Source organism: Frederiksenia canicola, from assembly GCF_011455495.1.
Classification (GTDB): domain Bacteria; phylum Pseudomonadota; class Gammaproteobacteria; order Enterobacterales; family Pasteurellaceae; genus Frederiksenia; species Frederiksenia canicola.
Genome location: NZ_CP015029.1, coordinates 289,020 through 313,267 on the forward strand (window position 1 = coordinate 289,020; position 24,248 = coordinate 313,267).

29 protein-coding genes are annotated in these 24,248 nt (G+C 43.9%); 14 read left to right on the forward strand and 15 right to left on the reverse strand.

The genetic code is table 11. The features are described 5' to 3' along the window. The first annotated feature begins 115 nt into the window (after positions 1–115). Genes coaBC through crp form a run of 7 tightly spaced genes read left to right on the forward strand, consistent with a single transcriptional unit; the run spans position 116 to position 4,386 of the window. Positions 116–1,318 carry a bifunctional phosphopantothenoylcysteine decarboxylase/phosphopantothenate--cysteine ligase CoaBC gene (coaBC, locus tag A4G17_RS01355; RefSeq protein WP_123956883.1) on the forward strand — a complete coding sequence of 401 codons (1,203 nt, stop codon included), beginning with the start codon at positions 116–118 and terminating at the stop codon, positions 1,316–1,318. After that, positions 1,318–1,632: a hypothetical protein gene (locus A4G17_RS01360; protein WP_123956884.1), complete on the forward strand. Its 315-nt coding sequence runs from the start codon at positions 1,318–1,320 to the stop codon at positions 1,630–1,632. The genes coaBC and A4G17_RS01360 overlap by 1 nt, the downstream gene beginning before the upstream one ends. A 15-nt stretch (positions 1,633–1,647) precedes the next feature. Next, positions 1,648–2,304, forward strand: coding sequence for a YARHG domain-containing protein (locus A4G17_RS01365; RefSeq protein ID WP_123956885.1), 657 nt, complete (start codon positions 1,648–1,650; stop codon positions 2,302–2,304). A gap of 14 nt (positions 2,305–2,318) precedes the next feature. Beyond that, positions 2,319–2,774, forward strand: a complete 456-nt coding sequence (gene dut / locus A4G17_RS01370) for a dUTP diphosphatase (protein WP_123956886.1) — start codon at positions 2,319–2,321, stop codon at positions 2,772–2,774. A gap of 41 nt (positions 2,775–2,815) precedes the next feature. Beyond that, entirely contained in the window at positions 2,816–3,421 is a 606-nt protein-coding gene (gene slmA / locus A4G17_RS01375; RefSeq protein ID WP_123956887.1) for a nucleoid occlusion factor SlmA, read from the forward strand. A gap of 8 nt (positions 3,422–3,429) precedes the next feature. Then, positions 3,430–3,651 (forward strand): YheU family protein, encoded by a 222-nt coding sequence (locus A4G17_RS01380; RefSeq protein WP_123956888.1) that lies wholly within the window; start codon positions 3,430–3,432, stop codon positions 3,649–3,651. A gap of 60 nt (positions 3,652–3,711) precedes the next feature. Next, the gene (gene crp / locus A4G17_RS01385; protein WP_123956889.1) at positions 3,712–4,386 is read left to right on the forward strand and encodes a cAMP-activated global transcriptional regulator CRP; all 675 of its coding nucleotides are present in this window, start codon (positions 3,712–3,714) and stop codon (positions 4,384–4,386) included. A 20-nt stretch (positions 4,387–4,406) separates the two neighbouring features. On the opposite strand, the gene rfaC is transcribed toward crp, so the two are convergent. The 6 genes from rfaC to A4G17_RS01415 form a co-directional block, all read right to left on the reverse strand. Continuing rightward, entirely contained in the window at positions 4,407–5,357 is a 951-nt protein-coding gene (gene rfaC, locus A4G17_RS01390; RefSeq protein ID WP_123956890.1) for a lipopolysaccharide heptosyltransferase RfaC, read from the reverse strand. Next, positions 5,338–5,904: a hypothetical protein gene (locus tag A4G17_RS01395; RefSeq protein ID WP_123956891.1), complete on the reverse strand. Its 567-nt coding sequence runs from the start codon at positions 5,902–5,904 to the stop codon at positions 5,338–5,340. The genes rfaC and A4G17_RS01395 overlap by 20 nt, the downstream gene beginning before the upstream one ends. Continuing rightward, positions 5,894–6,946: a lipopolysaccharide heptosyltransferase II gene (gene waaF, locus A4G17_RS01400; RefSeq protein WP_123956892.1), complete on the reverse strand. Its 1,053-nt coding sequence runs from the start codon at positions 6,944–6,946 to the stop codon at positions 5,894–5,896. Before waaF ends, A4G17_RS01395 begins: the two co-directional genes overlap by 11 nt. Positions 6,947–6,949: 3 nt before the next feature. Continuing rightward, the gene (locus A4G17_RS01405; protein ID WP_123956893.1) at positions 6,950–7,351 is read right to left on the reverse strand and encodes an MliC family protein; all 402 of its coding nucleotides are present in this window, start codon (positions 7,349–7,351) and stop codon (positions 6,950–6,952) included. 66 nt (positions 7,352–7,417) lie between these two features. Next, positions 7,418–8,098 carry a hypothetical protein gene (locus A4G17_RS01410; RefSeq protein WP_123956894.1) on the reverse strand — a complete coding sequence of 227 codons (681 nt, stop codon included), beginning with the start codon at positions 8,096–8,098 and terminating at the stop codon, positions 7,418–7,420. A gap of 16 nt (positions 8,099–8,114) precedes the next feature. Next, positions 8,115–9,404, reverse strand: coding sequence for a LysM-like peptidoglycan-binding domain-containing protein (locus A4G17_RS01415; RefSeq protein WP_123956895.1), 1,290 nt, complete (start codon positions 9,402–9,404; stop codon positions 8,115–8,117). Positions 9,405–9,636: 232 nt separating this feature from the next. Between A4G17_RS01415 and A4G17_RS01420 the strand changes: the two genes are divergently transcribed. From A4G17_RS01420 to A4G17_RS01450, 7 genes are all read left to right on the forward strand, one after another. Next, on the forward strand, positions 9,637–9,981 hold the full coding sequence (locus A4G17_RS01420) for a ComEA family DNA-binding protein (RefSeq protein WP_123956896.1): 345 nt from the start codon (positions 9,637–9,639) through the stop codon (positions 9,979–9,981). Positions 9,982–10,138: 157 nt separating this feature from the next. Beyond that, positions 10,139–11,026 carry an archaetidylserine decarboxylase gene (gene asd / locus A4G17_RS01425; protein WP_123956897.1) on the forward strand — a complete coding sequence of 296 codons (888 nt, stop codon included), beginning with the start codon at positions 10,139–10,141 and terminating at the stop codon, positions 11,024–11,026. A gap of 75 nt (positions 11,027–11,101) precedes the next feature. Further along, positions 11,102–11,662, forward strand: coding sequence for a DUF1287 domain-containing protein (locus A4G17_RS01430; protein WP_123956898.1), 561 nt, complete (start codon positions 11,102–11,104; stop codon positions 11,660–11,662). 12 nt (positions 11,663–11,674) lie between these two features. Beyond that, positions 11,675–12,214, forward strand: a complete 540-nt coding sequence (locus A4G17_RS01435) for a DsbE family thiol:disulfide interchange protein (RefSeq protein WP_123956899.1) — start codon at positions 11,675–11,677, stop codon at positions 12,212–12,214. Beyond that, positions 12,214–12,672, forward strand: a complete 459-nt coding sequence (locus A4G17_RS01440) for a cytochrome c-type biogenesis protein (RefSeq protein WP_123956900.1) — start codon at positions 12,214–12,216, stop codon at positions 12,670–12,672. Before A4G17_RS01435 ends, A4G17_RS01440 begins: the two co-directional genes overlap by 1 nt. Next, positions 12,669–13,586, forward strand: a complete 918-nt coding sequence (gene ccmI, locus A4G17_RS01445) for a c-type cytochrome biogenesis protein CcmI (protein ID WP_123956901.1) — start codon at positions 12,669–12,671, stop codon at positions 13,584–13,586. Before A4G17_RS01440 ends, ccmI begins: the two co-directional genes overlap by 4 nt. A gap of 99 nt (positions 13,587–13,685) precedes the next feature. Beyond that, positions 13,686–15,545, forward strand: coding sequence for an SLC13 family permease (locus A4G17_RS01450; protein ID WP_123956902.1), 1,860 nt, complete (start codon positions 13,686–13,688; stop codon positions 15,543–15,545). Positions 15,546–15,619: 74 nt separating this feature from the next. Here A4G17_RS01450 and glmS read toward each other — a convergent pair whose 3' ends face one another. The 9 genes from glmS to A4G17_RS10265 all read right to left on the reverse strand — a co-directional run bounded on the left by glmS (position 15,620) and on the right by A4G17_RS10265 (position 23,981). Further along, the gene (gene glmS / locus A4G17_RS01455) at positions 15,620–17,452 is read right to left on the reverse strand and encodes a glutamine--fructose-6-phosphate transaminase (isomerizing) (protein ID WP_123956903.1); all 1,833 of its coding nucleotides are present in this window, start codon (positions 17,450–17,452) and stop codon (positions 15,620–15,622) included. Between the two features lie 61 nt (positions 17,453–17,513). Beyond that, complete coding sequence (locus A4G17_RS01460; RefSeq protein ID WP_123956904.1) at positions 17,514–18,278, reverse strand: DeoR/GlpR family DNA-binding transcription regulator; 765 nt, start codon at positions 18,276–18,278, stop codon at positions 17,514–17,516. Positions 18,279–18,713: 435 nt separating this feature from the next. Then, the gene (locus tag A4G17_RS01465) at positions 18,714–18,890 is read right to left on the reverse strand and encodes a hypothetical protein (RefSeq protein WP_165894240.1); all 177 of its coding nucleotides are present in this window, start codon (positions 18,888–18,890) and stop codon (positions 18,714–18,716) included. A 601-nt stretch (positions 18,891–19,491) separates the two neighbouring features. Further along, positions 19,492–19,761: a helix-turn-helix domain-containing protein gene (locus A4G17_RS01470; RefSeq protein WP_123956905.1), complete on the reverse strand. Its 270-nt coding sequence runs from the start codon at positions 19,759–19,761 to the stop codon at positions 19,492–19,494. Further along, positions 19,758–20,123, reverse strand: coding sequence for a type II toxin-antitoxin system RelE/ParE family toxin (locus A4G17_RS01475; RefSeq protein ID WP_123956906.1), 366 nt, complete (start codon positions 20,121–20,123; stop codon positions 19,758–19,760). The genes A4G17_RS01470 and A4G17_RS01475 overlap by 4 nt, the downstream gene beginning before the upstream one ends. Before the next feature lie 396 nt (positions 20,124–20,519). Next, positions 20,520–22,742 (reverse strand): DUF927 domain-containing protein, encoded by a 2,223-nt coding sequence (locus A4G17_RS01480; RefSeq protein WP_123956907.1) that lies wholly within the window; start codon positions 22,740–22,742, stop codon positions 20,520–20,522. Between the two features lie 10 nt (positions 22,743–22,752). Next, on the reverse strand, positions 22,753–22,953 hold the full coding sequence (locus A4G17_RS01485) for a hypothetical protein (protein WP_123956908.1): 201 nt from the start codon (positions 22,951–22,953) through the stop codon (positions 22,753–22,755). Next, positions 22,946–23,137: a hypothetical protein gene (locus A4G17_RS01490; RefSeq protein WP_123956909.1), complete on the reverse strand. Its 192-nt coding sequence runs from the start codon at positions 23,135–23,137 to the stop codon at positions 22,946–22,948. The genes A4G17_RS01485 and A4G17_RS01490 overlap by 8 nt, the downstream gene beginning before the upstream one ends. After that, positions 23,130–23,981 carry an ash family protein gene (locus A4G17_RS10265; protein WP_236941017.1) on the reverse strand — a complete coding sequence of 284 codons (852 nt, stop codon included), beginning with the start codon at positions 23,979–23,981 and terminating at the stop codon, positions 23,130–23,132. Before A4G17_RS10265 ends, A4G17_RS01490 begins: the two co-directional genes overlap by 8 nt. Positions 23,982–24,248: the final 267 nt, after the last annotated feature.

A 24,248-nucleotide genomic window follows, 5' to 3' on the forward strand; every position in this document is an offset into this window, starting at 1 on the left:
TCTTTGATACAAAAGAAATTGCCCTATTTTTCGACAGAGATCGCAAAAATAGGGCGTTGTGAGTGAGTGCCTGTTTGCGTAAAATAGGTACTTTATTTTGAGACGGAATGCCAACATGCTGACCAATAAAAAAATCGTGGTGGGGATCACTGGTGGGATCGCTGCTTATAAAACCATTGAACTCATTCGCTTGTTGCGTACCGCTAATGCAGAAGTACGTGTGGTGCTGACTCCTGCGGCAGAAGCCTTTGTTACCCCGCTCACTTTGCAAGCAATTTCGGGTAATGCAGTATCAACTTCACTGCTTGATCCGCAAGCAGAACTGGCTATGGGGCATATTGAGTTAGCGAAGTGGGCGGACTTGGTGGTGATCGCCCCAGCAAGTGCCGATTTTATCGCTCGGCTGCGTGTGGGAATGGGTAATGATCTGCTTTCTACCCTTTGTTTAGCGACCGCTGCACCGATTTTACTGGCTCCAGCAATGAATCAACAAATGTACAAGCGGTCAGTTGTGCAGAAAAATTTGCAAAAATTGCGTAAGCAGGGCGTGCTGACAGTGGGTCCGAACGATGGTTTCCAAGCTTGTGGCGATGTTGGAGCAGGGCGAATGTCAGAACCGAGCGAAATTTTCCACGCTATTCATGAGCATTTTGCCGAATGTGAAGATCTTGCCGATCTCACGATCACTATCACTGCAGGCCCAACTCAAGAAGCGATTGATCCCGTACGCTACATCAGCAATCATAGTTCTGGCAAAATGGGCTTTGCGATTGCCGATGCTTTCTCTAAACGGGGAGCGAAAGTGACCTTGATTTCAGGTCCCGTGAATTTAGCAACCCCACAACATGTGCAACGCATTGATGTGGTTTCTGCCTTAGAAATGTCACAACAAGCGGTCACTTCCGCTCAACAATCTGCCATTTTTATCGGCTGTGCGGCAGTGGCCGATTATCGGGTAGAACAGATTGCTGAGCAGAAGCTGAAAAAAACCGATGACAGCGACACCTTGACGCTAAAATTGGTGAAAAACCCCGATATTATCGCCAATATCGCTCATCTTACCGAAAATCGTCCCTTTACCGTAGGCTTTGCCGCAGAAACGCAAAACGTAGCAGAATACGCCAAAAGCAAGCTACAACGCAAAAAGTTGGATTTGATTTGTGCCAATGATGTCTCTGGCGGGCAGGTATTCGGGCAAGATCACAATACCCTGCACCTATTTTGGCAACATGGCGAGAAAACCTTACCGCTTGCCGACAAAACCGAACTCGCCAAAACCTTGGTGAATGAAATTGTTGAACGTTATCGGGAAAAATAATGAAGCTAATCACCGTCAAATCTCATCAAGGCGAAGGGCAATTTCCTCGTTTTCCCAAAGGCTGTGCCGTGAATATTTTGGCGAAATGTGCTCACTATGAAAATTGGTTACAAGCCGAAATTGCAGGCTATCAAGTTTATGTACCGAGCCATTTTGTTGACGATAATCAGCTCGTGATAGATTACGATCCAACCGAACTTGTGATAGGCGAAAATGAAGTCGTTGAACTACTTGAATTACACTATGAATGGGCGGTGGTTAAGCAAGGTGACAAAGTGGGCTGGCTGCCGTGTCAGATTTTAAAAAGTATTTAATTTAGGAATAATCCAATGTTTAGAATGCTCTTTTTTATTAGTTTACTGTTCTCTGCCTATTGTAAGGCTGAATTATTATGTCCTTCTTGTTCTCAGAAATTACTAACCGAAAATGAACTCGGGAATAATATCCGCAGATTATGGATAATCAAAAATGAGATCTTTGCCATTCATGGGCATCAGTTTAACCATCCCGATCTGCAGGATTATTTTGAGAACCAAGATTGGTATCAACCAAAACCAGGGGAAGTGTCCTTAAGCGAAATAGAAAAGCAGAATGTCACATTGCTAGATAAAAAAATAAAATCATTGAATAAAGCACGGCAAGCCATAATAGAAGAGCTTAATGCGTTAAAACAGACACCAAGCAGCGAGTTATCCTCACGCTGGAATATCGACTTCCCAGAAGGAACACAAGTCGATTTTTTAGCCTTACTTCAACACCTTGATTTGAGCGCCTTTCGCAATGAGTTCTACACTGTTCGTATTGATGATGGTGTTCTCGAAAAACGCTTCCATGTTCTTATAGAAGGTGAGAAAGTGATACTTTCCTATCATGAACAAACATCAGAACAAGAACCTTGGAAAGAGTATGACGAATGGCTGATTCAATGGAATTTTAAATTAGAAAACGACAAACTTATTTTTGAGAAAGTTGAAATTGCTGGGTAAAAAAAGGAATCACAATGAAACAAATCGATTTAAAAATTCTAGATAGCCGTATTGGCAGTGAATTTCCCTTACCTGCGTACGCCACTGAAGGCTCAGCAGGTTTAGATTTACGAGCGTTGATTGAACAACCGATGACCGTGGAAGCGGGGCAAACCGTGCTGATCCCAACGGGCATGTCGATCTATATCGCCGATCCGAATTTAGCCGCCGTGATCTTACCTCGTTCGGGGTTAGGGCATAAAAATGGTATTGTACTTGGCAATTTGGTGGGACTCATCGACTCCGACTACCAAGGACCGCTCATGGTGTCGCTCTGGAACCGAAGCAACAAGCCATTCACTATTGAAATGGGCGATCGCATTGCACAACTCGTGTTTGTGCCTGTAGTGCAAGCAAGTTTCAATATCGTCCAAGAATTCACTGCCACTGACCGTGGCGAAGGTGGTTTCGGGCATTCGGGCAAACAATAACAAGCGGTCAGATCAATGAAATTTTTTGCAAAGGAGAAACTGTGATAGAACCTGTGGTCAAAATGCCGAAAAAATCAATAAAAGAACGTCGGCAACAAGTGCTTGAAGTCTTAATTGGTTTACTGAACTCAGAAAATGGGATGCAACGAATTACCACCGAACGCTTGGCAGCCGCTGTTGGTGTATCGGAAGGGGCGTTATACCGCTATTTCCCAAGCAAAACCAAAATGTTTGAAGCGTTGATCGAGCGAATTGAAATTACCTTAATAAGCCATATTAACGCCAATAAACGCAAAGAAAATACCGAAGTTGCCGTCAAAGCGATTTTGCAAGTGGTGCTTGAATTTGCTCAAAAAAACCCCGGAGTCACACGAATTCTTACTGGGCACGCGTTAATGTTTGAAGAAGACGTTCTCAAAGCTCGTGTGTCAAAATTTTTTGATGGTTTAGAGTTACAATTTGTGAACTTACTGCAAATGAGCAAGCTCCGTGAAGGCAAAGCCTTTGCTGACGAACGTGCATTAGCGGGTTATTTAGTCACCTTCTGCGAAGGGCAATTTCTACGTTTAGTGCGTTCTAATTTTACCTTCAATCAACATCAACATTTTGAAAAACAGTGGGCGTTAATTAAACCGCTGTTTTATTAGGATTCTTCATGATCATTCCATGGCAAGCTCTCGAACAAACCACGCTTTATAATGTGCTTGATTCTTTTATTTTACGAGAAGGTACAGATTACGGTGAACGAGAGCTTTCTCTTGATGAAAAACGCCAACGGTTACTGACACAATTACAGGCAGAGAAAGTAGTAATTGTGTGGTCAGAACTTCACCAAAGTCTTGATATTAAAGAGAAAAAATCTTTCTTAGGGGAATAGGTAGAATTGTGCTAAAATTCGCCTGTTATGATAATAATTTCAATGGATTAGAACGATTTTATGCAAGATGTTTCCATTTCTACGGCTCAACTTGAAAATGTGAGTCCGTTGCCATCAATCCACGATCCGATTGTTGAATGGTTTTTAAGCCACTGCCATATTCACCGTTATCCTGCTAAATACACGCTGATTCATGCAGGCGAAGAAGCTGAATCGCTGTTTTATATTGTCAGCGGTGCGGTGTCTGTCTTTATCAAAGATGATGAAAGCAAAGAAATGTTGCTAACAAATTTAGGGCAAGGCGAGTTTGTGGGTGAAATGGGCTTATTTGAAGATAAAGTTCAGCCTCGCACAGCTTATGTTCGCACTAAAGGCAACTGCGAGATTGCAGAAATTTCTTATAAGAAATTTAAACAGTTAGTGCATTTAAACCCTGATATTTTGATGTATCTTTCGACTCAATTGGCACGTCGTTTGAGAATGACCTCTCGTCAAGTGAGTAATTTAGCCTTCTTAGACGTAACCGGTCGAATCGCACAAACGTTGATGAATCTCGCTAAACTGCCTGATGCCATGACGCACCCTGAAGGAATGCAAATCAAAATTACCCGTCAAGAAATTGGGCAAATGGTGGGTTGTTCTCGTGAAACCGTTGGCAGAATTTTGAAGATGCTTGAAGATGAAGGACTCATTACTGCTCATGGTAAAACGATTGTCGTTTACGGCACACGATAATTCTAAAATGAAAAAGGCGATTAAATCGCCTTTTTTAATGCCTGTAAAACCTGATTTGGTTCAATGTTGTTCATTGAACCTGCTTGCAGATAGATCTGATTTTTCCCATAGGCTCCAATCAATTTCGGATCGGTCGCCCCATATAAAATTACATTTGGTTTATCCAATGCCGCAGTCAAATGGCTTAGCCCTGTATCCACCGAAACCACGGCTTGAGCTTGGCTAAGTTGTTGAGCCAATTCTGTCAAACTCAGTTTGGGTAACACTTGAATGAATGGATTGCCTGCCGCAAGCCTTTCTGCCCGCTGGCGTTCAACGTCATTTCCCCAAGGCAAACGCACTGCTAGGTTTTGTGCGGTGAGTGCATCAAAAAGTGCTGCCCAACGTTGTTCTTGCCAATGTTTATCCGCTCGTGTTGTTGCATGAATGGCAATGATATAGGGCTGACAAGCGGTCAGTTCCTGAAAAAGTTTTGCAATTCCGTAATCGCCCACAGCGGTAGGTAAATTATACCCAAGAGATTGCGAAAACAGGTTGCGAATACGTTCCACAGCGTGCTGTTGATAGGAAATTGCAAATTTTTTATCGTAGAAACAGGCACTTAAACCTTCACGAGCGGAATGTCTGTCGTAGCCGTATTTGATGCCTTTTGCCAAATGGGTTGCCAATGCAGCACTTTTTAGCAAACCTTGGGCATCAATCACTGCATCATACTGTTCCGTTTGGAGCTGCTGCTTGTAGGCTTGCCACTGCTGCAAAGTGTCTTTAGAAAATAACCGCTTACGCCATTTTCGCAACGCAAAGGGAATGATGTTTCGTACTGCTGAATGCCATCGTGGAATTTCCGCAAAAGCAGGTTCCACTACCCAATCAACGTGCAAGTTTGGGATCGCCATTTGGGCATCGGTTAACGCGGGCAAGGTGTGGATCACATCGCCCATTGATGAGGTTTTAACCAGACAAACTTTCATCACGGATTTTTCCAACCAATTGGTCATAAAAGGCTTGGCGATGCTCATTGCTGTCAAAAGCAGTGTGGGGAACAGCGATCAAATGCGTCCCATTGAGTATCATCACAAGATACCCTTGCATATCTAGCACCTGTGAAATAAACGAGTAACGATAAATGCCTTCGAACATCCCCGTTTTATAGAAAAGCCCTTGCGACTGAATCTCTATTTCGGTTGTTGATTCCGTCATATTTTTATTGTCACGCAAGATTTTCAGATTATAAATAGAAGGACGAATAAGCGTGGCATAAATTTCAATCAGGAAAGCATAACCAACTAGCCCCCAACCGAGCCACCACATAACGTGACTCTCAAACCAGTCATAAAATTCTTCTTGCCAATCCGCAATCGTCAAAGCCACAAAAGCTAACGCCATAATAAAAGGCAAAAAGACGATCACATCAGCAAAACACAGTAGGCGTGTCTCTTTTTTATAGATCAGCTTACCGACTTGAAATACCATTTTCTCATAGGATTTCGTATAGGGGTGTTGAAATTTAATTCGCATTGTGTTTCTCCAACAGTTGAGCCAATTGCGCCAATACCATTTCTGGTGAAATATCGATCAGGCTTTGGTGATAACCTTCCGCCGCCTCGCCCTTACGGACTTTAATCAGCCCACCTTCAATCAAGCGAATAATCACCGCATTTTTCGACAGCGGCGGGGTATATTGCGGGCTGGTTGGTCCATAAAGTGCAACAAGCGGGCGATTGAGAGCCGCTGCAATGTGCATCAGCCCCGAGTCGTTGCTCACCACCGCTGCACAATCAGCGATTAAATCAACCGCTTGGTTGAGATCGGTCTGCCCCGCTAAATTGATGCAATAACGTTGTAAATGTTCAGGTAAGGCGGAGCGAATTTGCTCGCCCACGGCTTCATCTTTCTTTGAGCCAAACAGACGCACCGAATAGCCCTGCTCGATCAATTTTGCTGCAACATTCGCGTAATGGTAGTGGGGATAGCGTTTGGCTGGTCCAAATTCAGCCCCAGGGCAAAAACCAATAGCGGTGCGATTTTCGGCATCATCAAACTGTTTGGCGAATAGCTGTTTGGTTTTGCCAATTTGCTCAGCATCGACTTGCAAATACGGATAAACTTCAGGCAAATTTTCAGCTGTGGGGATCTGATTTTGATCGTATGACAACGCCAAATAACGCTGTACCATCATCGGATAGTCGTGCTTATTCGTTCGTAGATCGTTCAAAAAGCCGTAACGCATTTCGCCTTTCCAGCCACGGCGTTGCGGAATTCTGGCGAAAAAGGGAATAAATGCGGATTTCAGCGAGTTTGGCAACACAATTGCCAAATCATACTGATTTCGCAAATTTTTGCCCAAATCATACCGCTTGCATAACGCAAAAGAGCCGTGTCCAATCGGCATAGAAATCGCCTTTCGTACTTCGGGCATGCGAGCAAGCAATGGACGACACCAGTCTGGTGCCATCACATCAATTTTGCTATTGGGATAGTTCTGCTTGAGCTGTTGATACAAGGTGTGAGACATCATCATATCCCCCACCCAAGATGGTGCAATCACTAAAATATTCATGTGCTATCCTGCTTTTTTCACACAGTTGCTCGCCAACACCCTGTGGCGGTTATCACTTAAAGTTGCCTTGCCGTCAAAGCCTTCCAACCAAGTCCAACGAATATTGCTGTACTTCTTGCCATTTTTCGCAACTGTTGGCGAAAGTTTATGTGAGACTTGATTAAACGTGACCGTCACTGTGCTGTTTTTCTTAGCCGATGATTTTTGAACACGTACAAAATACTGCTTGTCACACACATATTCCGTAACGAACTGTTTTTTCACCACATCTCGGCCTTTTACCGTTGATTGTGCTTTCTGTTCTGTTCTTTGTTGGATTTGCTCTGCTGGTGCAATTGTGGTTGCACTACAACCGCATAACCACACCCCAAAAGCTAATGTGAAGCATTTTGCTATCAACTTCATATTCTCCCCTTTAGAGAAAAAGAGCAGCTTGACGCTGCTCTAATTCATTTGATTGAGCGACACAATTTAAAATGTGCCTAATTGTTCACCAAAATCGCCTAAAAACTGACAAGTTTGGCTTTGCTGTTTGCATCGTTGTTCATTTTCTTGTTTCAGACGTTTAAGCTCTTTCGCTGGCGTATTGGGTTGATATTCCGTCCAGTAAAAATTCCAAGAACCATCAGCCAACTGCCCTCGCCATAATGCAATTCTCTCCGTTAAAATTGATCCAGAAAACTCTTTGCAACCAGAGTCAAGCGCATAGCGGATACGGTAATTTTTATGGTGGATGATCTCCTTAATGGGCAAATTCATTTCTTTACTCACACAAGCATAAACGGGATAGAAACGCTCCGAAACAAACTCACCTAGCCAGTTACTCGGTCCATTCATTGTAGTGCTGACAACGACCGCATAATGACCATTTTGTTGGTCAAACGACAGATCAATATCTCGATCAACATATAAATTGTGAATATCTTGATTTGTTATGCCTCTTGGCATTGGGTCAGATTTTGGACTACTTCCATTAGAACAAATAGGCTGAGCAACAGGTAACATTCTAAAACCGTTGCCATGCGGCAAGGGAGCAACACAATTACCGCCAGAGTAATGCCCCTGTGGACAATAACAACTCGCTGCCGCCAATGGCGAGAGTGCCACTAGCCCAAATGCCATAACAAGTTGACCTATCACATTTCTCATCATAAATTACCGCAAAACACTATTTATAAATATAACTGCCGTTTGCCTGACGAATAAATTTTCCACCTGAGCCAATGCTCATTTCTGTGACTCGGTTGTCTTTATCTAAACGCACAGTCACTTTTTCACCCGCTTTGAGCTGGCTAACAATACCATTGGCTTTGCTCATTGCATTCACATCCGCAATATTGAGATTGTTATCACGGAAAACTTGCATTAACGACACGCCTTTTGGCACAGTCATCGTTTTGCTAGATACGGAAGTAGCTGGTGTTTTCACTTTAACGGGTTCTGCTTTGACAACTGGCGCCCCTTTTGTCGGATCGACTTTTGGCTGTGGCTTTGCCTCTACCCTCGAGGTAGATGGCGTAGTCTTCGGCTGAGCGGCCGTTGTTTTTGCCGGTTGCTTTTGCTCTGGCTGATAAATCACGCTGCCAGTATTTGTTGGTTTTTTCACCGGTTCTTGAGCCGTTGGTTTTGTCGCTATCCCAACAACTTGTGGATCTTGAGGCTGTGTCGCAGTGCTTTGTGTTTGTTGCTGAACTGCGGGTTGCTGAGCCGTATTCTCTGCTGGTTGAGCCTCAGGTTGCGGATTTGCAATTTGTGCCTGTGATCCGACCGCTTGTTGAGCTTGCTGACTCTGCTCTTCTGCTTGCTTTTGAGCTAGTGCGGCTTCTTGAGCTGCTTTTGCCTGAGCTTCAGCACGTTTTGCTTCCTCTTCATCTACCGGGCGGAATTCAATTGGCAAACTAGAACCTTGCTGCTGCAGCGTTTCTACACTTTCAGGTGTTTTCGGTTTCAACAAGAAAAAGACTAATAGCAGGGCTAACAACAGTAATAGAACGATCAATAAACGGCGATATTTTGATGGCACCTTCTCTACCACTGCTTTTGCCGCCGCAGGTGCGGCGGCTGGAATCACTCGTTCAATCGGGTTTGCCGCTGTTTTTTCTGATGCTGTATCTTGTTGAGTCGTTGGGGTCGCTTCTGGTTGTGGCTGAACATCATTATTCGTTTCAGCAACTGGAGAGAAAGCAAATCCACCATTTGCTTTTTTGGCTGGTTCTGACACCTTTTCTTTTTCCTTTAATGCGTTTTGCTCTTCTAATGTAGGCAGATCCACATTGTCCGATGAGCGTTTCATCATCGGTGTGAAAGTATGTCCTACGGTTGCTTTGCTGTGCAGAGAGAGAATAACCTTCGGTTTTTCCGTATTTTCTGCAGATTTCTCAGCATTTTCTACTTTGTCTAATTTAGGTTCAGAAGGTTCACCAAAAGTGGGTTCTTTACGTTGATTTAATTGGCTCATTGGGTATTCCAAAAGGGGAGAAATAAATAAAAAATTGCCGTTATTCTAAAGGATTTCAAGATATTCAGCACGCCATTTCTACATAATTTATACAGATTTTCAGACTTGAAAAAATGCAATGCGTTTTTGCAAATTTCTCGATCTGTGTCGCAAAAATGATGTGCCACAGTTGCAGCAATTTACTAGACCGTTAAGGTAAGGCATGTGATTCACAACATTTAAGGAGAACACAATGAAGAAAATCACACAACTGGCTTTAACACTGCTGCTCGGTGTATTTACCACCCAATCTTTTGCCAAAGAAAAAGCCCAAGTTCCAACCGCTGAACCGCCTCCAATGCAACAACAGACAGAAGCCAAAAAGGTAGCACTCAATCCGAATTTAGTGAATATCAACACGGCTTCTGCGGCAGAGATCCAAGATAAACTGGTCGGAATTGGGGCAAAGAAAGCTCAAGCAATCCTTGAATATCGTGAGAAAAACGGCAAATTTCTCAATATTGAGCAATTGACCGAGGTCTCAGGTATCGGTAAAGCAACGCTTGAGAAAAACCGCGATCGCATCGTTTTAGAATAAATTTATAATGTGATTATCCTCCGAAACAACAAGCGGTCAGATCCTGCGATTTTTTTGCAAATCGGCCGCTTGTTCTTTGCATTGTAAACTTTCTCGCTTTTGTTATACTGCTTGCTTTTTAGCTATCCGAAAAATCGGGATAAACAAAGGTATCACAATGCTTAAACCGTATTCATCACCAACCTACTGGCAACGTACTAAAATTGCCATCCAATATCTTATGCCACAGCTGCCTTTAACCCGTGCAGCCGGTTGGTTAGCCGAACAAAAATGGGGTGCGGTGACCCATTTCATCATCAAATTATTTGCGAAAAAATACCAAGTAAATTTAGACGAAGCTGAAAAAACGCAACCGTCTGACTACGCGTCTTTCAACGAGTTTTTTATCCGCCCGTTAAAAGCCAACGCCCGCCCAATCAACCAAGATCCGCAAACGCTATGTTTGCCTGCGGACGGTCGTGTCAGCGAGTCAGGCAAAATCGAGCAAAACCGGCTTTTGCAAGCCAAAGGACACCTTTTTACCCTTGAAACCTTGCTCGCCAACGATATGGCATTAGCCGAGAAATTCAGAAATGGGGATTTTATCACCACTTACCTTTCACCGCGTGATTATCACCGCGTGCATATGCCGTGCGATGGGACTTTACGCAAGATGATCTACGTCCCTGGTGAATTGTTTTCGGTGAATCCATTTTTAGCGGAACACGTTCCAAATTTATTCGCTCGCAACGAACGAGTGATTTGTGAATTTGATACTGCATTTGGACCGATGGTACAAATTTTGGTTGGTGCCACGATTACTGCAAGTATGAGTACCGTTTGGGCTGGGGTGATCAACCCACCACGCAGTAAAGACGTGTTGGTGTATGAATATCTCACTGAAGGCGAAAGTGCCGTCCATCTCAAAAAAGGCGAGGAAATGGGAGCCTTCCGCTTAGGTTCAACCGTGATCAACCTGTTCCCACAAGGCAAAGTCGCCCTTGAATCGCATCTCACCGCAGGCGAACCAACCCGAATGGGCGAACCTTTGGCGAAGATCAAATAACAGTACACGAGTCGTTTTGAACGGCTCGTTTTTTCTTTATAATTTGCAAAATTTTCTGCGAAAGTGACCGCTTGTATGACCAAGTTTTTATTTATTTCTAGCGTCTGGCTGTTCTCTGCAACGAGTTTGGCTTTTTCTCCCGCGAAGTTGGTGGATTCTGCTCGGCAGCAAATTGGCGTAACGCAGTACTACGATGCCGCTTATAGTAAAATCGCCTACCCAATGGGGGATGTTCCGATGATCAAAGGTGTGTGTACCGATGTAGTGGTACGTGCGTTGCGAGAACAAAAAATCGATCTGCAGCAGCTTATACATGAAGATATGCAGAAAAATTTCGGCCTATACCCTAAAAAGTGGGGATTGAAGCGAACCGATCGTAATATCGATCATCGCCGTGTGCCCAATATCGCCACTTATCTCAAACGTCAAGGTTTTGAGATCAAAGATGGTGACTATCTCGCTGGTGATATTGTAACTTGGGATTTAGGAAAAGGCTTAACCCATATTGGTATTGTGTCTGATAAAAAAACGGCAGATAACACGCCGCTGATTATTCATAATATTGGTCGTGGCACGCAAGAAGAAAATATTTTGCATCAGTATAAAATTACTGGGCATTTTCGTTACTCTCAATAACTCTCTAATGATATGAAAACCAAACTGTTACTCCCTTTAATTCTCTTTTTTGGCTTGGTGGCTGCGTTTGTGGTGCAGCTACGCTGGAACGCTGACGGACACGATCCGAAAGCCTTAGAGTCGGCATTAATTGGTAAACCTGTTCCCGCATTCCAACTGGAATCCTTATATGATCCAAACAAGCCGATCGATGTTTCCGTGTTGAAAACCGGTACGCCACGTTTGCTCAATGTGTGGGCAACTTGGTGCCCGACTTGCTATGCCGAACATCAATACTTGACCGAGCTTGCCAAACAAGGCGTGGAAATTGTGGGGATCGATTATAAAGATGATCGTACAAAAGCCTTGAAATTCTTAGCCGACAATCGCGATCCTTATAAAGCGGTGATTTTTGATCCGAAAGGATCGCTTGGGTTAGATCTGGGTGTGTATGGCGCTCCTGAAACCTTTATTATTGATGGCAATGGTGTGATTCATTACCGTCACGCAGGCGATGTGAATGCGAATGTGTGGAACAACGTGCTAAAACCAATTTATGAGAAGTTGAAATAATGAAAAAATGGCTTGTTCTTTTGTTGCTGCCTGCATTTGGTTGGGCTGCGATTGAAACTCACCAATTCGACAATGCACAGCAGGAAGCAGATTATCGTTCGCTAATTCAAGAGCTGCGTTGCCCACAGTGTCAAAACAATAATATTGCTGATTCGAATGCGACGATCGCCACCGATATGCGTTACAAAACGTTGGAGCTGCTCAAACAGGGCAAAAGCAAAGATGAAGTAGTGCATTATATGGTGGAACGTTATGGCAACTTTGTGACTTACGATCCACCACTTACACCTGCAACAGTGTTACTGTGGCTGATGCCATTGCTGTTAATTGTAGGCGGATTTTGGCTTATTCGACGAAAAAAAGCTGTGCCACAAGCGGTCAGTTCCGAGCAAAAATTTGCAAAGCCACTTGACCAGCAACGTCTCGATCACATTCTCAATGACAAGGATTCCGAATGAATTTCTGGCTAACTATCGGGCTGATGACCCTCGTAATTTGCGTGATTGCGTTCTCTCCGCTACTTAGAAAAACGACCAACCGAACCGCACAAAAGCGAGACAATCTCAATAAAGCCTTCTATTTTGATCGTTTGCAAGAAGTAGAACGTGAAGCTAATGAAGGCGTGATTGATGATCCTGAACAGACGAAGCGTGAGTTGCAGCAAAGTTTGTTGGACGATATTCCTGAAAACGCGTCTGAGCAACCACTTACTGCACAAAAATCCTTCGGCAAAGTGTGGTTTGTCGCACTGATGTTGTTCGTTGGTGGTGTTAGTGCAGGTATTTATTGGCACGTTGGTTCGTGGTTTACTGGCACAATGCTTGAAATGAGCCATAAAAAACTCGACTACTTCTACGAGCGTTTAAAAAACGAAGAGGCTGAGCCGTTAAGTGAAACCGAAATGAACCAATTCGCCATGGCTCTGCGGGTGGAGCTGCAAGATAAGCCACAAGACGCTGAGTCTTGGTTTCTCTTAGGGCAAATTGGGATGGCTACTGAAAATTGGGATATGGCGTTAGATAGCTATGCGAAAGCCAACAATTTACAGCCTGAGAACTTGTTGTATAAACAAAAACTGGCTGAATTATTGATGATGTCGCAAGATCCTAAAGACAAAGCCAAAGGTGAAGATCTGGTGAAAGAGATCATTAAAGTGGATCACACCAATCTCAGTGCGTTACGTTTATTAGCTTTCCACCTGTTTGAGAAAGAAGATTACAAAATGGCCGCAATGACGTGGGGAATGGTGCTCAAACTGATGCCTGATAATGACCCAAGCCGTGCCACCATTGAACGCAGTATGCAAGCGGCAATGTCGATGCTTACTCCTGAAGAAAAGCAGGCTCCCCCTGAGCCAGAGACGCAAAAATAATTTGAAGGCTTGTTCACTATAGCGGAGCGAGCCTTTCTCTTATTGGTAAAAAATTGAGCGGAACTGACCGCTTGTTGAAAGAAACTATCGGAACCTATTATGCAATTCTTATCTCAACTCCTTCCCGACTTTATGCAGCATCAGCTCTTTTGGGTGCTGGCGTTACTCGTTTTTGCGATTTGGCAATTTATGGCGAACAAATTACGAATGGATATTGTCGCCTTGCTCGTCATTGCCTTTTTCAGTTTAAGTGGCATTTTAACCACCAAAGAAGTGTTTGCTGGATTGAGCGATCCAAACGTCGTGTTAATCGCATTACTGTTTGTAGTGGGCGAAAGTTTGGTGCGTACTGGCATTGCGTATCAAGTCAGCGAATGGCTAATGCGAGTCGCAGGTGCAAGTGAGGTTCGCGTACTAGTACTGCTGATGCTGTCAATTGCAGGACTTGGATCTTTTATGAGCTCAACGGGGATCGTCGCCATTTTTATTCCTGTTGTGTTGGCCATCTGCTCGGGTATGGGGATTTCACCTAAACGATTGATGATGCCGCTAAGTATTGCAGGGCTAATTAGCGGGATGATGACCTTGATCGCCACGCCGCCAAACTTAGTTGCTCATTCGGAATTAGTCAAAGCGGGTTTCGAGGGCTTTAATTTCTTCAGTTTCACCCCAATTGGCGTAGCGGTATTAGTGCTCGGCATTGGCTATATGTTAATCGCCAGACATTGGCTAGATAACGGTGAAGCCCTATCAACTGAACGCAAAGCAGGCTCATCTATCGCCCAATTTATTGATGAATACCAACTGCAAGGCCGAGCGAAAATGGTCTTGATTACTGCCGACTCGACCTTCGTTGGCAAAACGATCAACGAACTCAATCTACGTTCTGAATATGGCTTAAATATCGTGGCGATCCAACGGATGAAACGTTTCCGCCGTGTCTCTCTAAGTGCTTACGGTAATGCTACCTTGCACGAAAAAGACGTTTTATTATTAGATGTTGGCGTAGAAAGCGACACTTTTCTCGCCTTGTGTGAGCAGTTTGGCTTAAAGCCAATTGAATTAAAAGGCGAGTATTTTTCAGCACATGCTAAATCAATTGGTATGGCAGAAATCTCTATTCTGCCTGAAAGTGAACTGCTCGGCAAAAGTGTGAGTGAATTGAAATTTCGTTCCCAATTCGGTCTAAGCGTAGTTGGATTTAAACGTGAAGGCGAAGTGCTGCGGGATAATATTATTTATACACCGTTACAAGTGGGGGATGTATTATTGGTCATGGGCGTATGGAACCAAATTCTTTCCATTAACAGCAGCCGTGATTTCTTCTTGTTGAACGCCCCTGAAGAAAGTAAAAATGCCGCCCCAGCATTGAGCCAAGCGCCGCACGCACTGTTTTCCGTGCTCACCATGGTCGTGTTAATGATTACAGGCATTGTGCCAAACGTAATTGCAGCGTTGATCGCCTGCTTGATGCTCGGTAAATTCCGCTGCATTGATATGAAAAGTGCGTATGATTCCATTCACTTTCCAAGTTTGATTTTGATTGTTGGCATGATGCCGTTTTCCATTGCTCTACAAAAAACGGGCGGGATCGACTTAGTGGTTGGCTGGCTTTCAACCACCATGCAAGGAATGGACATTCATTTTGTGTTGGTCGCATTATTTGTGTTCACCGCCGTTATCAGTGCCTTTATTTCCAACACCGCAACCGCAATTTTAGTGATGCCAATCGCCATTGCTATCGCTCAACAGATTGGCTATTCGCCTGCTCCATTTGTGATGATCGTCGCCATTTCTGCCTCTGCTGCCTTTATGACCCCAGTTTCGTCACCAGTAAACACCATGGTGCTTGCTCCGGGTGGCTACAAATTTATGGACTTCGTCAAAGTCGGTGTACCATTTACGATTTTAGTGATGCTACTTTCCGTCTTCCTCGTGCCAATTTTATTTCCTTTGTAAATTTCAACAAAAAAGTGACCGCTTGCATTGCCTACAAGCGGTCACTTCCGCACAAAATTTTGCAAATCGCTTGGCTATTCCACCGTCACCGCTTTTGCTAAGTTTCTTGGCTGATCCACGTCGGTACCTTTAATTAAAGCGATGTGGTAAGAAAGCAGTTGTAGTGGCACTGTGTAGAAAATCGGAGCGGTGACCGCATCGACCTTCGGTAACACGATAGTTTTAAAGCTCTCCATGTCGCTAAAACCCGCTTCGTGATCGGCGAACACATAGAGCTGACCGCCACGGGCACGGACCTCCTCAATGTTAGACTTCACTTTTTCCAACAAGTCATTTTCAGGAGCAACCACAATCACAGGCATATCGCTGTCGATCAAGGCTAACGGACCATGTTTCAACTCGCCTGCGGCATAGGCCTCAGCATGAATATAGGAAATTTCCTTTAATTTCAATGCTGACTCCATTGCGATTGGGTAAAACTCACCACGCCCTAAAAATAAAGTATGATGTTTTTCAGCGAAATCTTCCGATAATTTTTCAATCGCTTTATCAAACACTAACGCACTTTCAATTTGGGCTGGCAAGCGTTGCAACGCTTGTACAATGTGCTGTTCTTCGCTTTCATTGAGCTTACCTTTCAAACGACCAATAGCAGCAGTTAATAGCAATAAACAGGTAAGCTGCGTGGTGAAGGCTTTGGTGGATGCCACACCAATTTCAACGCCCGCTTTGGTCATAAAAGCGAAATCCGATTCACGCACTAGCGATGAACTTGCTACGTTACAAATCGTCATCGCAGCCATGAATCCCGACTCTTTGGCTAAACGCAATGCTGCCAATGTATCCGCCGTTTCGCCTGATTGCGAAAGGGTTATCAGCAAGCTATTTGGGCGAGTCACAAATTTGCGGTAGCGAAATTCGGAGGCGATTTCCACATCGCAACTAATGCCTGCAATTGACTCAAACCAGTAACGAGCGACCATGCCAGCATTGTAGGAAGTGCCACACGCCACGATTTGGATATGTTCTGCTTTTTTCAAAATCTCCGCCGCATTTTCACCAATCGCCTCAATCACCACTTTGTCGTTGGCAATGCGACCTTCCAAGGTATTGCGAATGGCGACAGGCTGTTCGAAAATTTCTTTTTGCATATAGTGTCGGTATGGGCCTTTGTCCGCAGCATCTTGCTCGAAATTGCCTTCGTGGATTTCACGTTCAACTTTCGTCCCCAAGTGATCATAAATATCGACTGTTCTGCGAGTGATTTCCGCCACATCGCCTTCTTCCAAGTAGATGAAACGACGGGTTACATTCAACAATGCCAATGGATCAGATGCCAAGAAATTTTCGCCCATTCCCAAGCCGATTACCAATGGACTGCCAGAGCGAGCCACGATTAAATGCTCAGGTTCGTCTTGGTTCATCACTACGGTGCCATAAGCCCCACGCAGTTGAACCACCGCTTTTTGCACCGCCTCCAGTAAACTGCTTGCCGAACGCAATTCCCATTCAACTAAATGGGCGATAACTTCGGTATCTGTCTGCGACTGGAACACATAACCACGATCCTGCAATTCAGCACGCAATGCTTCGTAGTTTTCGATAATACCGTTATGCACCACCGCAATTTTGCCCGAACGGTGCGGATGAGCGTTGGTTTCAGACGGCTCGCCGTGGGTTGCCCAGCGTGTATGAGCAATACCTGTGCCACCCGCTAAATAGTTAGCTTCAAGGGCATCATCCAAGGTTTTGACCTTGCCGACCCGACGCACAATTTGCAGCTGGTGATCGCCATTTAACACTGCCACACCCGCTGAATCGTAACCACGATATTCCAAGCGGTGTAAACCATCGACTAAAATTTCTGCGATATCACGTTGTGCCACAGCACCCACAATTCCACACATAATTTGCTTCCTTAATTTGTAAACGATAAAGACAATCTGACCGCTTGCAAGCGGTCAGATATTAATGGTGTTTTGCAATAATCACCTCGATGCCCTGCTGCTCAATCTGCAATTTGATCGCGGCAGGCAGCTCGTCATCGGTGATGAGCTTATCAATTTGTTGCCATTCCAGTTCGATATTCGGCATTTTGCGACCGATTTTTTGTGACTCAATCAGCACAATCACTTCCCGAGCAACCTCCGCCATCACTTGACTTAGCCCGACAAGCTCATTGAATGTTGTTGTGCCTCGGGAGAGATCTAACCCGTCCGCCCCAATAAATAGCTGATCGAAATCATAAGAACGCAACACTTGTTCCGCTACTTTGCCTTGGAAGGATTCTGAACGGGCATCCCAAGTACCGCCGGTCATCAACACCGTTGGCTCGCACTCTAAAACCGTCAGCTCATTCGCCAACGCCAACGAGTTAGTCATAATCACCAAGCCTGTTTGGTCCAAAGCTTTGACTAATGCTCCCGTTGTGCTACCGCTATCAATGATAATGCGGTTATGCTCTCGAATATGTTGCACCGCTTCATTTGCAATAGCCAACTTTTGTTTCGAAAGATATTCGGAAGAATCATCAATCAAATCGACTGGTAGCCGTACTGCACCGCCATAGCGACGCAATAAAAAACCGCTCTCTTCTAAAGCGGTGAGATCTTTACGAATGGTTACTTCGGAGGTTTCAAATAGGCTGGAAAGGCTTTCAACACTGACTTCGCCTTGTTCCTGCACCATCGCGGCAATAATTTGGCGACGCTGTTGGGTATTACGTTTTGGCATAATCCAATACAAAGTTTCGAAACGAAATATTCGCAAATTATATCGGAATTTTTACAGATGAAAAGAAAAAGAAAATAAAAACTACCTTGGACTCTCAAATATTCACCAACAAAAAAGCCTTGAATCGTTGATATTCAAGGCTTTATCGGTCTATTTTAGTCTGTATTGTTTAACGCTGGGGTCATCTGAATTAGGTGCTTTCAAGCCTTGTAATATAAGGATTTTAATCAATTCAGAATCTAACGATGTTACTATCAGTGTTACTAAAATCAAAAGTCACTTGATAAATTGGTAATTTTTTAGCCACCAAAACCACTACATTTCATCGTCAAAATCACACAATGGCCACATTTAAAAAACAACCCTATGTAAATATGCCCTTTAGCGTTCGTCCGCCATTGGTGGAGGTATAAGTTTACTGAATCAGTAAAGACTTTACCGCTTGAGTAAATTTCGCTGTGCTTGCTTCTGATTGAGTAATTCCGCTCTTTCTGTTGGCGGCAGCTGGTAAAGGGTTGTCGCATAGCCACCGTGCTTTAGGGCATTAAATCGGCTATTTCTGTGCTGTTTGCTTGTTTCGCAAATGGGGGTTTTGTTTCGCAGTTTTTCCATATGTGATCCTTTTTCAAGCCTTATATGATAAGGGTTTATTGCTTTCGCAGTTTTATAGCACGTTTCGCATTTTGGCAATGTGTTTCCCTTTTTATGGACTCCAAGAATTAGTCTATTCTCAAGGCGAATACATTACCGTAAAGTTACCCTTGAAATTCTGCCACATTGCCCCCATACGCGCGCGCGTACTGGTGTCAAAACTCCGCCTTTGCGTGTGCGTACTTGGTAGGAAATTATCTACTTGTTCGCCATTTCTCGCCATTTTGGTTTACAAGGGAATTAGTCTGCTATCTATGCTAGGCCAGGGGTGAACGACTTTCACCAGTAACAACAATGGCTATATGCCATCGACTAGCTTTTCTTAGATGATGACTCGCAAACCATCATCTTTCACGCCTTAATTCCTTTCATATCAATGGGTTAATACTTAGAAGATGATGATGCCCTAAGTATTGAAAAAACTGCCGAAAACCACGCTCCCGCAACCCCGTGGAAAGCCCTACCCCGTCAGGAGTACCTTTTCAACTTATAGCAAAACTGCCTTAATCCGTTATCCGAAAGAATATTACAAGCCTGTTCCTTTGGGTTGCCCTTTATTACTTCATCTAAATTCGATATGTAATTCTTTCCCCATACCTTGAGCAATCCGTTCTAAAAAAGCAAGTGAGGGGTTGTAGTTTCCAGTCTCTAAGCGACTTACTGCTGACTGCTTTAGTCCTGTTCTTCTTGCCAGTTCTTTTTGTGTAATACCTTGCTCTTTGCGTAGCTTAATCAGCTCGTTGATAATTTCATATTGAGTGCCTAAACGGTCATATTCTGCCTTTACGTTTGGGTCTGCTAATAGCTCTTTTTTAAGGTCGTTCAAGTTCATTTGCTTGCCTCTCGTTGTTCGTAGTCTTGTTTATATCTCAATGCTTTTTCAAGCTCTCTTGGCGGTGTTTGTTGGGTCTTTTTAATAAAGCCATTCGTTAGAATAATGCGGTTGCCCACTCTAAAAAAATAAAAGATGCGGGCATTATTGCCAGATTGTGAAATGCGTAGCTCAAAGATGCCGTTTCCCATTGCTCTTGAGTAAGGCATAGTTAAATCATTGCCGTGAGTTTCTAGCAACTCTAAATCTTTTAAGGCTTTTGCCTGTAACTTATTCGGTAATCCTTTAATAAATTCAACCACTGGGGTTTTATCGTTTTCTGTTTTGTAAAAAACAAGCTCCCATTTAGGTTCATCTGTCATCTTCTATTTCTCTTTTTAAATATCACATATAAGTTATAGTATTTATTTTTTTTGTCAATGATGAATAGTTTTAGTTTATTTTTCACTGTCTATTTATTGAACAAAACAATACACCATAATACGCCGTAATTTTTTATATAGAGAAAAAATAGCGGGATAAAATGAGCGAAAATCGGGATAAAATAGGTCAAAATCGGGATAAAATCAGTCATTAGCGGGATAACTTTCCCCACTTAATCTATTGATATTATTACAATTTACTCTTTTTTTAATAATTTTATCCCGCTTATCCCGCTAAATTTTCTCGTATGTGTAAAAGGCTAGGTTAGTTACTGATAAAAAAAGCCAATCCAAAATGGGATCGGCTCTTTGTCATAAATGGTGAAAAAGTAATAGCTATGCTTTTTGCTCTGTCTCATCATCTTGACTTTCATCAAGTGGGATCAAAACATAACAACGGGGCTGATTCTTCTTAACGCTTGCGGGCATTTTTATTCTGTATCTTGGCGGTTTTTCGTTGGAGCGTTCCAGCATTCCTGCTTTAAACAAAATCTCATTCGCCTGTTTTTCGTTAAAGCCTTTTATCACGTCATCTATATAGACTTGCGGATAGATAAAAAACTTCTCTTTGTCGTTGCGTTCATTCACAAGCAGTCGATAGCCCGCTGTGTCATTCGGCTCTCGTTGGTTGGGGTTGCTTGGGATTTCGATAAAGCGTGAACCATATCTTAAAAGCCACCCATTGACCTGCTCAATCACCTGCCTTTCTTCTCGACTGTGAAGCCCGAAAATATTTATCCACTCATTGAAACAGTGTAGCACTGCTTCGGCTATTTCTTCGGCACCCCAGCCCGTGAATACATCAGCAAGGTGTAGAGCGGTTTCTAAGATGGCGAACCTGCCCGCCACTCGTTGCACCTGTGGGCTTGCATCATTTGGCAAGCGGTTGAGCCATTTGTTTTTAATGGCTTGGTAAGCAGTCGGAATTTCAGACTTATTGGCAATAAGCCATTTAATCCAAAGCCTACCTACAACGCCATAATTCGCCCGTGTTGCCGCATTCAAATGGTCAGCGTGAGCTTTGCCATCGGGTAAGCCGTGAAAGCATTTTGCGGGACTAATAGGCACATTCAACAAGCGGACTAATTGCCCCGCATTGATTTGTATGCCCTTGCTCTTAAGAAAACTTTCTAGGTCAATTTCCCCTGTTGAGAATGCCGCAATCCGCCACCGTTGCAACTCTCGATTACCCCCGTCTTTTGCCCCTTGAATTTTGCCTACACCATTAAACAGCGTATAAGCGATTTGTTCAGCGTGCTTCGGGTTGGTGATTTGCCCGATTTCATCAATCGTCAGCAAACCATCATTACGGGCAGCCGCTTCGTTGGCAATACCCAGGGCGGTCGTGTTCCACGATAGACGAATATCGTCGGGATTGCCGAATAAACTATCTGCGATATTGGCTGTCGTCGTTTTCCCTGCGGTTGAACCACCGAACAGATGAACGCCGAAACTTTCCGCATTCAACAGGGCAATCATTGGGCTTGCGAACGCCACCGCTAAACCTAGCATTTGAGACGGATTACCCCGCACATAATCCGACACATTCGCCCGCCACGTTTCTGTCGTGCCTTGGGTGTGATAGCCTTTCGCCGTTGCCGATTGTGAACGGAACAAGACAGGCGTTTCAGGTTCGCCGAGAATCTCGCCATTTGGCAAAATGTATGCCCCTTTCTGCCACCCTGTGGCATTGGTGATGGTCCATAGTTGGCGGTTGCCCTTATTCAGATTTTGCAAATAATCCGCCAATTCATTGCGTAAGTAAGGTGTATTGGTGATGTTTAAACCCCGCTCTTTCAGCAGTTTCCATCCTTCCCGCTCACCTAAATCCCGCAACGGTAGGGCTTCAGTGACTTTCTGTGAGCTTTGTTCTGGTTGCCATTGCAACACAATGAAATCGTCTGTGTCGCTTCTGCCTATTCCCACAACATCCACCACATCGCAAAGCCATTTTTCATTACTCTCAATCCATTCGTCTGTGTCGGCATTGTATTTCGGGGTAATGCGATACAATCCCCTTAATCCGTTTATAGTGCGTTTTTCAATGAAAGGAGTACGTTTCTCTGCCTCATTCGCTAACGCTTGCTTTTGGGCGTTCTCTGTAACGATTTCAGCGATTTCCTTCGATTGATTGCCATCTTGTCGCAAGCGTTGAATATAATTGCTTAAATTCTCCAGTAATTGCCCTGCTTCGTCATACATTACCACCGTTTTGGCCGCCGTGTGTTTGGCGAGAAAATCAGAAATTAGCGTGATATGCGTACCTTTTAGGCTCTCGGCATTATTCGCTCGCTGAATTTCCACATACTCCACACTTGCGGGGGCAATGCGATAAGCGGTCAGATTTTGCAAAACTTTTGCATCGAGAACGATTGGCGGGATTGCTCCCGCTTCTACCGTGCCTGTGGGTAAAATTTGATTTAGCTCAATCTCTGCTTGGGTACGTTCAGCCTGCGGGATATTGGCAAAATCCCACGCTTGAACGCCCGCTAAAATTTTGCATTGTGTCGCTCCCTGTGGTTGCTTTTTCAGATTCGGGGCCGCGGTGAGTTTAGCCATTGGTGCCCCCTTAAATCTCTTCCAGCAAATCTAAGCTGTTGTTGATTGTTTTTACTACGCTTTTTAATGCTGTGCCTAGATTAACAGTCTCATCATTATTGATTAGCTTTTCTTGAATAATTTCAAGTATGCAATAGGCCTCCCATAAACAACATTTTGCTGTATCAAAGCTGTCCAATTCTTCTTGATTGATTTTTTGGTTCTTATACATTTTTACCCCCTTTCACATCTCTAACCATCGGTCTAACACTAATCGCATAAATCGCTAGGTTCTCGTCCATTGCGTTGCGTGCGGTCTGCCACGCTTCTTTGTGTGATAAGTTTTCAGCAAGGACTAAACGCTCATCATTTGGCTCTGAATAGCCAATCACTCGATAAAGTGGTTCATTACGCATAAACACCCCCTTGTACTGGTAAACGGGCGATAAGCACGGGTTTAGATTGTGAGAGTGGTAAACGTTTATAGGCTTCGGCTAGGGTGCGTGCGTAAACAGTAATGCGTAGGCGTGAGCCTGTGAATAGGAATTTGTAGAACATTTGAGAAAGCTCCAATGGTAGTTTTTGAATATCTACCGCTTTGCTTCTCACGGCTGGGCGGTAGAGCGTATCGGGGTGAGAAACTGCCACCATTGGAAGACAGCCAACGCCTAAGCGTTGCCCAATACGCCCCACCATTGAGAGAAAGGAACGCTCCTTATTTTTCAGGAACGCATTTTCTTTGGGTGTGCGTAAGCTACGAACAAAAAAAGCACGAGTTAAAGGCGTGCTACTGTTCGCCAATGGTAAATCATTCAGCTTCTCACGGCTGGCTGTCGATTTTGCGACAACGGGAGCAGAATAACCGATAAGGGCGAACGGGTGCAATATGGTTTTTTGTTCAGTGGGTTGCACGTTTCGTGCAAGAAAAATTGCATCTTTCGTGCAAGGTTTGCCTGTTTCGTGCAAGGAATTAGCACTGCAAGCGGTCAGATTATCGCTAAATCTTGCAATACAGATAGCTGGGCTTGTGAATTGAATGCGTTGGCGTGCTTCTTGTTCAGATTTAGCACGAATGCGAACAGTTAGGCGTTTCTCGCCTAGGAGTAGGAATTTGAATAGCATTGTGATTTTCTCTTTGTTTAGTAAATATGAATTGCCATTCCCTAAAGGGTGTGACAAGGCTTCAACTACCGCAAAGAAACGGCTCGCCTTATTCGTGCGGATAAACTCCGCCTTATTTCGACGTATCGACCTTGCCACAAATACAGCTTTTTGAAGGGTATAAGGAAAATCCTTACCCCTTTCTGAAAGGTAAATTTGTGATAAAAAAGTTCCGCAAGTCTGACGGGTGCGGTGTCCGTTCTTTGTGATAGTGCTTTCAATACTACCGCCAAGATCCCCCTTTTGCAAGCGGTCAGTTCCTAGTGATTTTTTGCAAATTTTAACAAATACCCATAACTTGCTGCGATTTGTTAGAAATATGGGGTGATTTGTTGTAATATCTCGCTGTAATCTCGTTGTAAAATT